16 protein-coding genes are annotated in these 13,310 nt (G+C 41.8%); all 16 read left to right on the top strand.

Translation table 11 applies throughout. The features are described 5' to 3' along the window. The first annotated feature begins 9 nt into the window (after window positions 1-9). The 16 genes from flgD to V7201_RS01260 all read left to right on the top strand — a co-directional run bounded on the left by flgD (window position 10) and on the right by V7201_RS01260 (window position 13,305). The gene (flgD, locus tag V7201_RS01335; RefSeq protein WP_335374979.1) at window positions 10-642 is read left to right on the top strand and encodes a flagellar hook assembly protein FlgD; all 633 of its coding nucleotides are present in this window, start codon (window positions 10-12) and stop codon (window positions 640-642) included. 17 nt (window positions 643-659) lie between these two features. Next, the gene (locus tag V7201_RS01330; RefSeq protein ID WP_335374978.1) at window positions 660-1,049 is read left to right on the top strand and encodes a TIGR02530 family flagellar biosynthesis protein; all 390 of its coding nucleotides are present in this window, start codon (window positions 660-662) and stop codon (window positions 1,047-1,049) included. Window positions 1,050-1,124: 75 nt separating this feature from the next. Beyond that, complete coding sequence (locus V7201_RS01325; protein WP_335374977.1) at window positions 1,125-2,315, top strand: flagellar hook protein FlgE; 1,191 nt, start codon at window positions 1,125-1,127, stop codon at window positions 2,313-2,315. Between the two features lie 54 nt (window positions 2,316-2,369). Beyond that, window positions 2,370-2,591 carry a flagellar FlbD family protein gene (locus V7201_RS01320; RefSeq protein ID WP_335374976.1) on the top strand — a complete coding sequence of 74 codons (222 nt, stop codon included), beginning with the start codon at window positions 2,370-2,372 and terminating at the stop codon, window positions 2,589-2,591. Next, window positions 2,581-3,009 (top strand): flagellar basal body-associated protein FliL, encoded by a 429-nt coding sequence (gene fliL / locus V7201_RS01315; protein WP_335374975.1) that lies wholly within the window; start codon window positions 2,581-2,583, stop codon window positions 3,007-3,009. Before V7201_RS01320 ends, fliL begins: the two co-directional genes overlap by 11 nt. A 42-nt stretch (window positions 3,010-3,051) precedes the next feature. Further along, on the top strand, window positions 3,052-4,053 hold the full coding sequence (fliM, locus tag V7201_RS01310) for a flagellar motor switch protein FliM (RefSeq protein WP_335374974.1): 1,002 nt from the start codon (window positions 3,052-3,054) through the stop codon (window positions 4,051-4,053). Then, window positions 4,040-5,275, top strand: a complete 1,236-nt coding sequence (fliY, locus tag V7201_RS01305; RefSeq protein ID WP_335375099.1) for a flagellar motor switch phosphatase FliY — start codon at window positions 4,040-4,042, stop codon at window positions 5,273-5,275. The genes fliM and fliY overlap by 14 nt, the downstream gene beginning before the upstream one ends. An 18-nt stretch (window positions 5,276-5,293) precedes the next feature. Further along, window positions 5,294-5,656: a response regulator gene (locus V7201_RS01300; protein ID WP_335374973.1), complete on the top strand. Its 363-nt coding sequence runs from the start codon at window positions 5,294-5,296 to the stop codon at window positions 5,654-5,656. Between the two features lie 74 nt (window positions 5,657-5,730). After that, window positions 5,731-6,387 carry a flagellar biosynthetic protein FliO gene (locus tag V7201_RS01295; RefSeq protein ID WP_335374972.1) on the top strand — a complete coding sequence of 219 codons (657 nt, stop codon included), beginning with the start codon at window positions 5,731-5,733 and terminating at the stop codon, window positions 6,385-6,387. Continuing rightward, window positions 6,380-7,045: a flagellar type III secretion system pore protein FliP gene (gene fliP, locus V7201_RS01290; RefSeq protein WP_335374971.1), complete on the top strand. Its 666-nt coding sequence runs from the start codon at window positions 6,380-6,382 to the stop codon at window positions 7,043-7,045. Before V7201_RS01295 ends, fliP begins: the two co-directional genes overlap by 8 nt. Before the next feature lie 15 nt (window positions 7,046-7,060). Beyond that, window positions 7,061-7,330: a flagellar biosynthesis protein FliQ gene (gene fliQ, locus V7201_RS01285; RefSeq protein ID WP_335374970.1), complete on the top strand. Its 270-nt coding sequence runs from the start codon at window positions 7,061-7,063 to the stop codon at window positions 7,328-7,330. A gap of 4 nt (window positions 7,331-7,334) precedes the next feature. Beyond that, a complete protein-coding gene (fliR, locus tag V7201_RS01280) occupies window positions 7,335-8,111 on the top strand; it encodes a flagellar biosynthetic protein FliR (protein WP_335374969.1) in 777 nt (258 codons plus the stop codon). Next, window positions 8,112-9,197, top strand: coding sequence for a flagellar biosynthesis protein FlhB (gene flhB / locus V7201_RS01275; protein ID WP_335374968.1), 1,086 nt, complete (start codon window positions 8,112-8,114; stop codon window positions 9,195-9,197). It abuts the gene before it with no gap. A gap of 34 nt (window positions 9,198-9,231) precedes the next feature. Further along, the gene (flhA, locus tag V7201_RS01270) at window positions 9,232-11,268 is read left to right on the top strand and encodes a flagellar biosynthesis protein FlhA (protein ID WP_335374967.1); all 2,037 of its coding nucleotides are present in this window, start codon (window positions 9,232-9,234) and stop codon (window positions 11,266-11,268) included. Continuing rightward, window positions 11,265-12,446: a flagellar biosynthesis protein FlhF gene (gene flhF, locus V7201_RS01265; protein ID WP_335374966.1), complete on the top strand. Its 1,182-nt coding sequence runs from the start codon at window positions 11,265-11,267 to the stop codon at window positions 12,444-12,446. The genes flhA and flhF overlap by 4 nt, the downstream gene beginning before the upstream one ends. Beyond that, entirely contained in the window at window positions 12,439-13,305 is an 867-nt protein-coding gene (locus V7201_RS01260; protein WP_335374965.1) for a MinD/ParA family protein, read from the top strand. Before flhF ends, V7201_RS01260 begins: the two co-directional genes overlap by 8 nt. Window positions 13,306-13,310: the final 5 nt, after the last annotated feature.

Here is a 13,310-nt window from a genome sequence, read left to right as displayed (position 1 = left end):
GTTCTATATATGGTAAATGGAATCAATTCTTCTTATTTACTTTCTAATCTTCAGAAGGAACGCAAGAGTTCAGGTTCTGATGTTTTAGGGAAAGACGATTTTTTAAAAATACTCATGACACAGCTCCAAAACCAGGATCCGTTAAATCCGATGCAGGATAAAGATTTTGTCGCACAGATGGCTACCTTCTCAACTCTGGAGCAAATAACGAATATGGGCAAATCAATCGATCGGTTTGTGCAGGCCGAAGAGCAAAATAGAATGATTTCATACAGCCAGTTTGCTGGCAAAGAAATTACCTGGCATAAGATTGAAGAGCAGAATGGCCAGGAGATAGTAAAAGAAGGTACAGGGAAGGTAGCTTCCGTACAATTTAAAGAGAACGATGTACTATTTATCCTAGAGGATGGAACGACATTGGAACCAGGCAATATTTCGCAAATCAATGAGCTTTCCCAAGAGAATCATTTGCTGCAGGCAAGCATGCTGATCGGAAAAACCGTTACGTACCTTGATACCAATAAACAAGAGCAAACAGCCGTGGTGCAATCTGTTTCATTTAAAAACGGCAAAACATCATATGTAATGAATGATGAAAATGGTACAAGCATTGTATCTTCACAAATAACAAAAATTCAATAATGTTGGGAAGTGATGTTATGGAAAAGGCGCAGTTTCTCCCAATCCAGTCACTGCCTGTAAGCAGGAACCACCAAAAGCCAATTAAAACCAACCAGTCTGCCCAGACGCCATTTTCTGTACAGCTTCAGTCTGCAATCCAAAGTAACAGCAGGCTCACTTTAAGCAAGCATGCAAAGGAACGGCTGGCACAACGAGGAATTGAAATCAACCAGGAGCGTTGGACAAAGATTGAAGATAAAGTGAGACAGGCAAAGGCGAAGGGTGTAAATGATTCACTTGTGCTCTTGAAGGACGCTGCTTTAATTGTCAGTGCAAAGAACAATACTGTCATTACAGCCATGGGGCGCCAGGAGGCTGCTGAACAGATTTTCACTAATATTAACGGGACAATAGTTTTGGAAAATTAAATAGGCTGGACCTTTACGGAGGCCTGGGCTGTGGACCGACAGAAACAGCCCGCAAATTAGGAGGGAGTCAACAAAATGCTTCGTTCAATGTATTCAGGAATCAGCGGAATGAAAAACTTTCAAACAAAACTTGACGTAATTGGAAATAACATTGCAAATGTAAATACCTTCGGCTTTAAAAAAGGCCGTGTGACTTTTAAAGATACGATGAACCAGATGGTATCCGGTGCTAGTGCAGTGCAAAACAATCGTGGCGGAAGAAATGCGATGCAAGTAGGACTAGGTTCCACAATGGCAAGCATTGATACAGTCGATACACAAGCTAGCTTGCAAACGACAGGACGCGCTCTTGACCTTGCGATCACGGGCGATGGCTATTTCATTGTCAAACAAGGACAACAGGAATTTTACACACGAGCTGGCAATTTCTATCTTGATGACTATGGAACGCTTGTAACAGGCGATGGATTGAAGGTTCAATCGTTAAATAAAAAAGGCGCTCTTGAAGACGTCACAGTAAACGTTAATGCGCTTTTGCCTGCTAAAACGACTACTGAACTGGTAATGAAAGGAAACCTGCCTAAGGATGCAAAAGGTGAATCAGAAACTTTGCAGCAAATTAAAGTAGTTGATAATGATGGAGTCGAGCATGTCATAGATATGACGATTTCTCCAATAACGCCTGGAACAGGCCAGTGGAAGCTTTCTTTTGTGGATAAGTCGATTGAGCCAGCAACTACCCAAACCCAGAATATTACTGTACCGACCAATACACCAATTCTAGGATTCAACCTGGTAGTAAACAACGGAAATGGAGTGGGTCAGAATGTACCTGTAAAAATCTCACTCGAAGACTTGACTATTGACGGCGGCAGCATGGATGCAAACGCATATCCGGACGGAAATACACAAGGATTGCTGGAAAGCTTCAATATTGGGTCAAGCGGGGAAATCAACGGGGTATACTCAAACGGGTTAATCATGACGATTGGCCAATTAGCGCTTGCTAAGTTCAGCAACCCTTCAGGTCTTATCAAGGCAGGGAATAATACTTTCCAGGAATCAGTTAACTCAGGACAGAGGAATATTAATGTTCCTGGTGAGGGCCGCGGGACAATCGCTGCAGGTGCCCTTGAAATGTCAAACGTTGACCTTTCTGAGGAGTTTACCGAGATGATTACTGCACAGCGTGGATTCCAGGCAAATACAAGAATCATCACTACTTCTGATGAAATCCTGCAGGAGTTAGTGAACCTTAAACGATAGATTAAGAGAGGAGCAGGGCTGAGAGCATCATGCTTTTAGCCCCTGTGATTTATAGTGATAAAGGTAACGAAGTTAAATGGGAAAACGTTTAGAATTAATCCTCTATTGATTGAGACTGTTGAATCCTTTCCTGATACGACGATCATGCTGACAAACGGCAGGAAATATGTGGTTAAGGAAAGCGAATCGCAGGTCAGCGCTTTAATAAAGGAATTTTTTCAGATTGTCGGCCTTCTTGGAAGGCGTACTTTGGAGGAACATGAAGATGAAGAATAATAAGCTTGTTATGATTATGCTGATCATGCTTGTAGCGATCATGCTGGTTGGTACGGTTGCTGTTGTCGCTGTAATGAAACTGACTGGCGATGACGGAAAAAAAGAACCAACGATCGATGAGGTGTTAGAAGCATCAGTTGATATTCCGGAAGTGACGACAAACCTGGCTTCAAATGATTTTATTAAAATATCTTTTAAAATTGAGACAGATAGTGAAAAAGCTAAAGAGGAATTGCAAAAGCGAGACTTCCAAGTAAGGAATCTCATTATTTATGAGCTGTCTGAAAAGAAATCTGAGGAGCTTCAAGGGAAGGAAGGCAAGATGAATCTGGAAGAAACCCTTAAAGCCAAATTAAACAGCTTGATGCAAGAAGGCAAAATTAAGCATGTATATATAACTGGATCTCTCCTCCAATAAGAACAATAACTAACATAACATAATGAAAATGGAGGTGAGGATATGTCGGGAGAGGTATTATCACAAAGCGAAATTGATGCTCTTCTATCTGCATTGTCAACAGGGGAGATGGATGCAGATGAATTAAAGAAAGAGCAAGTTGAAAAGAGAGTCAAAGTTTACGATTTCAGAAGGGCGTTGCGTTTTTCAAAAGACCAGATCCGCAGCCTCACAAGAATACATGAAAATTTTGCCAGGCTGCTTACTACTTTTTTTTCAGCGCAGCTAAGGACATATGTACATATAAGCGTTGCATCAGCAGACCAGATTCCTTATGAAGAATTCATCAGATCCATTCCGAAAATGACCATCCTGAATGTGTTTGATGTTCCTCCTTTAGAAGGAAGAGTGCTGATGGAGGTGAACCCCAATATCGCTTATGCAATGATGGACAGAATGCTTGGCGGCCGCGGCACCAGCCATAATAAAATTGAGAATTTGACAGAAATAGAAACGAAGATCATGTCCAATATGTTCGAAAAGGCCTTCGAGAATTTCCGTGAGGCATGGGGCTCTATATCCGACATAGACCCACAGCTGACGGAATTTGAAGTAAACCCGCAGTTTCTGCAAATGGTTTCACCTAATGAAACGGTTGTAGTCATTTCCCTGAATACTACCATTGGAGAAGCCAGCGGGATGATCAACATGTGTATCCCACATGTTGTTCTTGAGCCAATCATTCCAAAGCTGTCAGTTAAGTATTGGATGCAGACTGATAAAAAGGAAGGTTTGCCAATTGAGTATGAAATGCTGCAAAAAGAGATTCATAAAGCAGATGTCCCTGTTTCAGCAGAAATCGGTTCTTCCGAAATCTCGATACAAGATTTCCTGATGCTTGATATTGGGGATGTAATCGAACTTAATCAGCCGATTGAGAAGCCTTTGATGATTAAAATAGGCGATATACCCAAGTTCGTCGGGCAGCCAGGAAAAATCAACAAAAAATTAGCCATTCAAGTATTGGATACTTTGAAGGGAGGAGACGATGATGGTGAGCGATGACATGTTATCTCAAGATGAAATCGATGCGCTTTTAAGAGGTACATCTGATGATGCATATGAAAAAGAGGAACCAATAAACGTGGATGATTACTTTTCATTCATGGAAAGAGATGCACTCGGAGAGATAGGAAATATCTCCTTTGGAAGTTCTGCTACGGCATTATCGACTTTATTGAATCAAAAGGTAGAAATTAATACACCAACTGTGTCGGTCGTGCATAAAACAAAGCTTGAAGAAGCATTCCCGGATCCATATGTGGCTGTTCAGGTGCATTATACGGAAGGGTTTATTGGCAGCAACATGCTTGTAATAGAGCGACAGGATGCAGCCATTATTGCCGATTTAATGCTGGGTGGAGATGGCCTGAATCCAAAGGACCTGTTGGATGAAATCCAGTTGAGCGCAGTCCAGGAAGCGATGAACCAAATGATGGGATCTGCGGCAACGTCAATGTCGACCGTGTTCAATAAAAGGGTTGATATCTCACCACCTAATATCAACCTGCTGAATGTGGTTGAAGGAGAAGGAACTGAAACAATTCCTGAAGATGATATTTTGGTCAAGGTTTCTTTTTCTTTAAAGATTGGAAGTTTAATAGACTCAAATATTATGCAGCTTCTGCCTGTCAAATTCGCAAAAAGCCTTGTAGATGAATTATTGAACCCAGGTTCTTCACAAGAAACGATTACGCAGCAAACGATGCCTGATTCACATCCGAATATGTACTCACAGCCAGAGCTGCCGAACCAGCAGCAACAGCAAGTACAGTATCAACAACCTGAACAGGTTTATTATCAGCCGCCTGCACAGCAAGCTATGCCTGCTGAAGCATGGAGCCACCAGCAGCCTGCTCAAACAACTGGACCACAGCATTTTGGCAGCGTGATGACCGGTGCTCAGCCAACTGTTCAGCCAGCGGTTTTCTCAAGCTTTGAGACATTTCAGCCGCAGCAAGCTGAAACAAAAAACCTTGATATGCTTTTGGATATTCCTTTACAGGTAACGGTTGAATTGGGAAGAACCAAACGGTCCGTCAAGGATATACTGGAACTAACTTCAGGGTCGATCATCGAATTGGACAAGCTCGCTGGAGAGCCAGTCGATATCCTCGTCAACAATCGCCTGATTGCCCAGGGAGAAGTTGTGGTCATTGATGAGAATTTCGGAGTTCGTGTAACAGATATAATCAGCCAGAGTGACAGAATCAAAAAATTGAGATAAGACACAGGAGGAACTTCAATGGCAAAGAGAATTTTAGTCGTGGACGATGCGGCTTTTATGAGAATGATGATTAAAGACATCTTAACCAAGAATGGTTTTGAGGTTGTAGCGGAAGCAGCTGATGGGATGCAGGCACTTGAAAAATATAAGGAATTACAGCCGGACCTCGTAACGATGGATATTACGATGCCGGAAATGGATGGAATCACTTCTTTAAAGGAAATCAAAAAAGTGAATCCTAACGCAAAGGTTATCATGTGTTCAGCTATGGGTCAGCAAGCAATGGTTATTGATGCGATTCAGGCGGGAGCGAAGGATTTTATTGTTAAACCGTTCCAGGCAGACCGAGTGATTGAAGCGATCTCAAAAGCATTAAGCTAATCATCTATTAAGTTCCTAAATAGGGTCAAAAAATCTTAAGGTTATGAAAAGAGCCTACTTAGAGGGTGCGGCAATTGTTAAAGATTATGCGAACTGCCTCAACAATCCTTTTCCTATTAGCTGCTCTGTTGAGCCCGCTCGGCATGGCAAATGCGGAGCAGCTAAATACAAGTGTAAAGAATTGTCTGGAAAAACCTGATTCCTGTGATAATGGCCAGGCCGGCAAAACAAAGAATCAAACAGAAAATAATGATACAAAAATTGGGGTTACATTTTTAGATTTTCTTAGGATGATTCTTGCCACCGCATTTGTAGCAGGGCTGTTATATTTCCTGCTTAAATTCATCAATAAAAAAAGCATGTCATACAAGAGCTCCCAGCTGGTGGAAAATCTTGGGGGGACAAGTCTTGGTGCTAACAGGTCAATACAGATTGTCAAAGCAGGCAAAAGGCTGCTCATTGTTGGTGTTGGTGAAAATATACAACTGTTAAAGGAAATTGAAGATCCCGAAGAGTACAGTCAAGTCATCCAGGAATATAACAACAAAGTGGAACAGCTTGTACAGCCAAGCGATATTGTGACAAAGTTCCTTAAAAGAACGAATAAGTATGGCAGCAAGGAAAGTTCCTCTTTTTCCGCCGTATTAAAACATCAGCTGAGTGACATGGCAAGCGGAAGAAAGAAAATGCTTGAAGAGATTCAAAAGAGAGGGTCAGAAAAAGATGAATGAGTTTATGGAGTTTTTCAACAGCAGCGCTCCTGAGAATGTATCAACTTCAGTAAAGCTGATGCTCCTTCTGACAGTACTTTCTCTTGCGCCAAGCATCTTGATTTTAATGACGAGTTTTACAAGGATCATAATCGTTCTTTCCTTTGTCAGAACGGCGCTTGCAACACAGCAGATGCCGCCAAACCAAGTGTTGGTTGGGTTAGCCTTATTCTTGTCCTTCTTCATCATGGCCCCTACCTTCCAGGAAGTGAATAAACAGGCGCTGACACCATTGTTTAACGAAGAGATTAATCTGGAGCAAGCTTATGAAAAAGCATCCATTCCATTTAAAGAATTCATGAGCGCTCATACAAGACAGAAGGATCTTGCCTTATTTCTCGAATATTCAAAAGCAGAACCTCCTAAATCAGTCGAAGATATACCTTTGACTTCACTTGTTCCCGCGTTCGCGATTAGTGAAATCAAAACAGCTTTCCAAATAGGATTCATGATTTTTATCCCTTTTTTGGTCATTGATATGGTAGTAGCCAGTGTCCTGATGTCGATGGGTATGATGATGCTTCCGCCGGTAATGATTTCACTTCCATTTAAGATCCTTTTATTTGTAATGGTAGACGGATGGTATTTAGTCGTGAAATCCTTATTACAAAGTTTCTAAGCAGGTGATTAAATAATGACTTCAGAAGCAGTCATCTCAATTGCTGAGCGGGGAATCTATACGGTGCTGATGATTTCCGGCCCGTTGCTCGCACTTGCCCTGGTAGTGGGCTTGATTGTCAGCATTTTTCAGGCAACAACACAAATCCAGGAACAGACATTGGCTTTTGTTCCAAAGATTGTTGCCGTATTGATAGGCATCGTTTTTTTTGGTCCGTGGATGCTCAGCTATATGCTCTCATATGCCAGCGAGATTTTTTCAAATTTGACCAGGTTTGTCGGATGAAGCCATGATTGATTTCATTCCTTCGTTTCCGGCATTCCTGCTTATTTTCGTCAGGGTCACGTCATTCTTCTTGATGATGCCATTGTTTTCGTACAGAACGATTCCAGCTTCACATAAAATCGGGCTGGGTTTCTTCCTTTCTATTATTATGTTTTCGTCTGTAGGTGCTCCTGATATCGTAATAGACGGTACTTATTTCTTATTGATTATTAAAGAGGCCCTAGTTGGCTTGCTCATCGGTTTTATAGCCGCATTGATGATGTCGGGAATACAAATTGCCGGTGGGTTGATCGACTTCCAAATGGGCTTTGCAATCGCTAACGTCATCGACCCGCAGACGGGTGCCCAGAGCCCCTTGATGGGACAATATTTATATACAATCGCTCTGTTATTTTTGCTGACTGTGAACGGACATCACTTGCTGCTTGATGGCATTTTTTATAGCTATAATTTTGTCCCTATGGATCAGGTGATGATTCCTTTCGGTAGTCAAAACATCGCCGAGTATATCATTCTTGCATTCAATAAAATGTTCATTATTGCATTCCAAATGTCTCTTCCCGTTGTCGGCAGCCTGTTCCTGGTAGACGTCGCTCTGGGAATAGTAGCAAGGACCGTACCTCAGCTGAACATATTTGTGGTCGGACTGCCTGTAAAAATAGGAGTCAGTTTTGTAGTTCTTATCGCAGTTATGGGTGTGCTGCTGATGGTCATTTCCGATCTTTTTTCTACCACACTGGCAAGTATGAGAGGTTTGATGGAGTTAATTGGAGGAGCTTAAATGGATTTTTTAACATTGGATCTGCAGTTCTTTGCTGGTGAGAAAACAGAGAAAGCCACTCCTAAAAAGAAACAGGATGCAAGAAAAAAAGGCCAGGTTGCCAAAAGTCAGGATGTCAACACTGCAGTTGTTCTTCTAGCAGTCTTTTTATTTTTAATGTTCTTTGGAAAAACGATGACAGAGAGGATGATTGGCGTCCTCCGACAAGCCTTGCAAAATTATATGCTTATGGATCTCACTGAAAAAAATATTGAATCGATATTGTTTGAAATCCTTGCTGAGCTCGCGATTTTTCTTGGTCCTGTGATGATTGTTGCCCTGATAGCCGGGGTGGCTGCAAACTATGCCCAGGTTGGCTTCATGTTTTCAACAGAAGCCATTCAAATGAAATTAGAAAAGATTAACCCGATCAGCGGATTTAAACGGATCTTTTCGATGAGGGCGATTGTGGAATTAATAAAGTCCATCCTTAAAATCAGCTTTATTGGCCTGATTGCTTTCTCAATTCTTTGGTCGAGGATGGATGAGGTTTTACTGCTATCGAGCAAGAGTTTGGCGGCGGCACTCGGCACAATTGCCAGCCTGACTCTTCAAATGGGACTTTTTGCCTCCGGAGCATTGCTATTTTTATCCTTATTGGATTATCTATACCAAAAATATGATTTTGAAAAAAGTATCCGCATGTCTAAACAGGACTTAAAGGATGAGTATAAGAACATCGAAGGAGATCCGCTCATCAAATCAAAAATCAAACAAAGACAGAGAGAGATGGCAATGCGGCGGATGATGCAAGAGGTTCCCAAGGCTGATGTGGTGATAACAAATCCAACCCATTTTGCCATTGCCCTGAAATATGATGATCAGAAATCGGATGCACCGATCGTGGTAGCAAAAGGAGTAGACTTCGTTGCCCAAAAAATAAAATTAATTGCCAAGGAAAATGAGGTTGCCACTGTTGAAAACCGGCCGCTGGCAAGAGCATTGTACAGCCAGACAGAAATCGGAGATGCCATTCCGGAGGAATTTTTCAAAGCGGTAGCAGAAATACTCGCTTTTGTTTACCAGACAAAAAATAAAGTACTGTAGTTCTTAGGTTATGCAGTGTTAGGAGAGAAGAAATATGTCAGCAAGAGATTTATCCGTCATCTTTGGTGTCATTTTAATAGTGGCGATGTTAATCATTCCTTTTCCATCATGGCTATTAAGTGTATTGATCATGATAAATATATCAATTGCGCTTCTGGTGCTTTTGAACACAATGAATATGACGGAACCTCTGCAATTTTCTGTTTTTCCTTCATTGCTGTTAATTTTAACATTATTCCGATTAGGCCTTAACGTCTCAACAACACGTTCCATCCTTTCGCATGGAGAAGCTGGTGGAGTAGTTGAAGTTTTCGGCTCGTTCGTAGTCGGCGGCAATGTAGTGGTAGGGATGGTTGTTTTCCTCATCCTGATCATTATTCAATTTATCGTTATCACAAAGGGTTCTGAACGTGTATCAGAGGTTGCTGCAAGATTTACGCTCGATGCGATGCCAGGTAAGCAGATGAGTATTGATGCGGATTTGAATGCTGGAATGATTTCAGAGCAGCAAGCCCGTGAACGGCGCGAAAAGGTTAGCCGTGAAGCAGATTTTTACGGGGCGATGGACGGGGCCAGCAAATTCGTAAAGGGTGACGCAATTGCCGGTATCATTATCGTTCTGATCAATTTAATTTTTGGAATAGTCATCGGAATGACTCAACAAGGATTAGCAATTGGTGATGCGGCACAAAGATATTCATTGCTGACCGTAGGGGATGGAATCGTCAGCCAAATTCCTGCGCTATTGATTTCCACTGCTACTGGTATTGTCGTCACACGCGCTGCGTCAGATGGAAATCTCGGATTTGATATTACCTCTCAGCTTACGGCTTATCCAAAAATGCTTTATGTTGCAGGAGGAACAATATTCCTGCTCGGTTTGTTCACTCCAATTACGGATATACTCACGATTCCACTTGCGGCATTGTTAGCAGTTGGAGGCTATACATTCTCGCGTGTTCCTGAACCTGATAAACAACAGCTTGAGGACATGGAAGAAGATATCCAGATGGATGAAATGAAGAGTCCGGAAAGTGTTGTCAACTTGCTGAATGTTGATCCAATCGAATTTGAATTTGGTTATGGTTTGATTCCGCTGGCAGATACAAATCAAGGAGGAGACTTGCTCGATAGGATTGTTATGATCAGGAGACAGCTCGCGATTGAGTTAGGTCTTGTTATTCCTGTTGTCAGGATTCGCGACAATATCCAGCTCCAGCCGAATGAATACAGGCTAAAAATCAAAGGGAACGAAATGGCCAGAGGCGAATTGCTTCTAGACCATTATCTGGCAATGAGTCCGGGAATAGATGATGAATCTGTGGAAGGTATCGATACTATCGAGCCAAGCTTCGGACTCCCAGCAAAGTGGATTACCGAAGAAATGAAGGAACAGGCTGAAATATTTGGCTATACAGTGGTTGATCCGCCATCGGTCGTTTCTACGCATATTACCGAGGTCATAAAAGCAAATGCGCATGAACTGCTTGGCCGACAGGAAACGAAGCAACTGATTGACCATTTACGGGAAAGTTATCCAATCCTCGTGGAGGAGGCGACACCAAATCCATTGTCTGTCGGAGAAATTCAAAAGGTACTGGGAAAACTGCTTAGGGAAAATGTTTCAATCAGAAACTTGCCGATCATTTTCGAAACACTTGCTGATTATGGAAAGGTGACAACTGATACTGAGATTTTGGCAGAATATGTTCGCCAGGCACTTGCTAGACAGATAACGAATCAGTATTCAAGGATGGGAGATACATTGAAGGTCATTACACTTTCAGGACGAGTCGAGAAATTGATTGCCGAAGGTGTTCAGCAAACAGAGCATGGTAACTATCTATCACTAGATCCGGCTGTCTCCCAGGGGATACTGGAATCGGTAGCAAGTCAGGTGGAACAATTGAGTATTATGGAACAAACTCCCATCGTTCTCTGCTCTCCAGCTGTCAGAATGTATGTGCGTCAATTGACCGAAAGATATTTTGCTCAAATCCCTGTATTGTCTTATAACGAATTAGAAGCAAATGTTGAAGTCCAAAGTGTCGGAGTGGTGAATGTAGAATGAAAGTAAAAAAGTATACAGCTTCATCCATGCCCGAAGCAATGAAACAAGTGAGAGCGGAGCTTGGAAGCGATGCGGTGATATTAAACTCACGCGTCATCCAGACAGGCGGTTTCATGGGTTTTTTTCGTAAAAATAATATAGAAGTCATCGCCGCCATAGATCCTGATACAGAAATAAGCATGAAACCTGCAATGCAGGAGAAGTTTCAGAAAGACCCTTTGATTAAAAAATCTCTAACAGCAAATGAGCATCAGCCTGTTCTGCATCAGGCAACTCCAGCAATTCAGGTTTCAAATGGCAATAGTGAGTTGATAAGGGAAATTGCACAGTTAAAGGAACTGCTGAAAAGTAATGGTTCACAGCCTGATATACCGATGTCTTTGCCTGAGCCAGTCAGCAGGCAGCTGCAGTACTTTAAAACCCAGGAGATGGATACAGGATTAATCGATGAGCTGGCACCAGCTCTTCTAGAAAGATGGTATTTAAGTGGAGCATCTGCCAACAATGAAGAAATCAGAAAATGGAGTGCGGAAGCCATCACTCAAAAGCTGGCTGGCCAACCGTTTGGAGGTATTTCTTTTCAAAAGAAATTCGTCAATGTGATCGGTCCGACCGGTGTGGGGAAAACCACGACTCTCGCAAAGATTGCAGCGGAATGTGTATTGAAGCATCATAAAAAGGCAGCGTTTATCACGACTGATACATATCGGATTGCTGCAATTGAACAATTAAAAACATATGCGAAAATTCTCGATGTACCGATTGAAGTCTGTTATAACATCGAAGACTTTCAGACAGCGACAAAAAAGTTCAAGGACTATGATGTCGTTTTTATCGATACAGCCGGAAGGAACTTTAGAAATCAAAAATATGTCAGCGATTTGAAAAATGTGATTGATTTTAATAATGACATGGAAACCTTCCTTGTGCTTGCTTTAACTTCGAAACAAAAGGATATGGAAGAAATCCGAAACCAATTTTCGCTCATCACCATCGACAAATTCATCTTTACCAAATTAGATGAAACATCCGTTTATGGAGCAATGCTGAATATTTCACAGAAGTTCTCGACGGGCATCGCTTATTTGACGAATGGCCAGGATGTGCCCGATGATTTGATAGAAGCAAATCCGGAAATCATTGTAAATACTATTCTTGGAGTCAGCAGCTATGAGTGACCAGGCGGAGAAACTAAGAGAACGGCTAAAACAAACAACCTTGAATAAGGAAGCGAAAACGCTAGCTGTAGTAAGCGGAAAGGGAGGGGTTGGCAAGTCCAACTTTTCACTGAATTTCTCAATATCCTTAGCAAGGAAAGGACTTAAGGTGTTGTTATTTGACCTTGATATCGGGATGGGGAATATTGAGATATTGATGGGAAGAAGCACTCATCTATCAATCGCCGACTTTCTTTCCGGTAAGTCTACATTGGAAGAGATTATTTTTCAGGGACCAGAAGGAATCGAATATATTTCTGGTGGTACAGGCTTAAGCCAGTTAATTAAAATGGATCGTAATACCGTCGATTATTTCACATCAAGCCTTGGAGAAGTCCTGAAAAAATATGATTATCTTATATTTGATATGGGAGCAGGATTGAACGAAGAAACGCTGTCAATCCTTCTATCAGTCAATGAAATCTTTGTGATTACTACAACAGAACCTACTTCCCTAATGGATGCATATGCGACCATGAAATATATCCATATGGCTGATTCAACTTTACCATTTTACCTGGTTGTCAACAGGGCTGGAACAGTTAAGGAAGGTAATGAAACGCTTTCTCGGCTGGAAGATGTTTTAAAGAAGTTTCTCGGCCGATCAACGATTAAGCTTGGAATGCTTCCGGATGACAAAAGTGTTCATGAAGCGGTAAAAAGGCAAATTCCGTTTGTAATGTTCAATGAACGGTCACAAGTTTCAAAGGGAATGGCCGCCATTTTGGAAAAATATATGGAAAAAGTAAGCTACAATGCCGAAAAGAGAGATAACAGAAGTTTTACAGCAAGATTAAAGCAATTCCTTTTCGAAAGGTAGTGGTC

The sequence above is a fragment of the Bacillus sp. JJ1122 genome (assembly GCF_036964885.1).
In the GTDB taxonomy this organism is placed as follows: Bacteria; Bacillota; Bacilli; order Bacillales; family Cytobacillaceae; genus Mesobacillus.
Note: the sequence above shows the minus strand (reverse complement) of the source record. Positions and strands in the feature narration are given on the sequence as shown.

Bases quoted from the DNA above. Each gene is read 5' to 3' on its own strand.
- fliQ (WP_335374970.1), top strand. From the start codon at position 7,061: ATGACTTCAGAAGCAGTCATCTCAATTGCTGAGCGGGGAATCTATACG.
- flhA (WP_335374967.1), top strand. From the start codon at position 9,232: ATGTCAGCAAGAGATTTATCCGTCATCTTTGGTGTCATTTTAATAGTG.
- fliP (WP_335374971.1), top strand. From the start codon at position 6,380: ATGAATGAGTTTATGGAGTTTTTCAACAGCAGCGCTCCTGAGAATGTA.
- fliR (WP_335374969.1), top strand. From the start codon at position 7,335: ATGATTGATTTCATTCCTTCGTTTCCGGCATTCCTGCTTATTTTCGTC.
- fliY (WP_335375099.1), top strand. From the start codon at position 4,040: ATGGTGAGCGATGACATGTTATCTCAAGATGAAATCGATGCGCTTTTA.
- flhB (WP_335374968.1), top strand. From the start codon at position 8,112: ATGGATTTTTTAACATTGGATCTGCAGTTCTTTGCTGGTGAGAAAACA.
- V7201_RS01325 (WP_335374977.1), top strand. From the start codon at position 1,125: ATGCTTCGTTCAATGTATTCAGGAATCAGCGGAATGAAAAACTTTCAA.
- V7201_RS01330 (WP_335374978.1), top strand. From the start codon at position 660: ATGGAAAAGGCGCAGTTTCTCCCAATCCAGTCACTGCCTGTAAGCAGG.
- V7201_RS01260 (WP_335374965.1), top strand. From the start codon at position 12,439: ATGAGTGACCAGGCGGAGAAACTAAGAGAACGGCTAAAACAAACAACC.
- V7201_RS01300 (WP_335374973.1), top strand. From the start codon at position 5,294: ATGGCAAAGAGAATTTTAGTCGTGGACGATGCGGCTTTTATGAGAATG.
- flgD (WP_335374979.1), top strand. From the start codon at position 10: ATGGTAAATGGAATCAATTCTTCTTATTTACTTTCTAATCTTCAGAAG.
- flhF (WP_335374966.1), top strand. From the start codon at position 11,265: ATGAAAGTAAAAAAGTATACAGCTTCATCCATGCCCGAAGCAATGAAA.
- fliM (WP_335374974.1), top strand. From the start codon at position 3,052: ATGTCGGGAGAGGTATTATCACAAAGCGAAATTGATGCTCTTCTATCT.
- fliL (WP_335374975.1), top strand. From the start codon at position 2,581: ATGAAGAATAATAAGCTTGTTATGATTATGCTGATCATGCTTGTAGCG.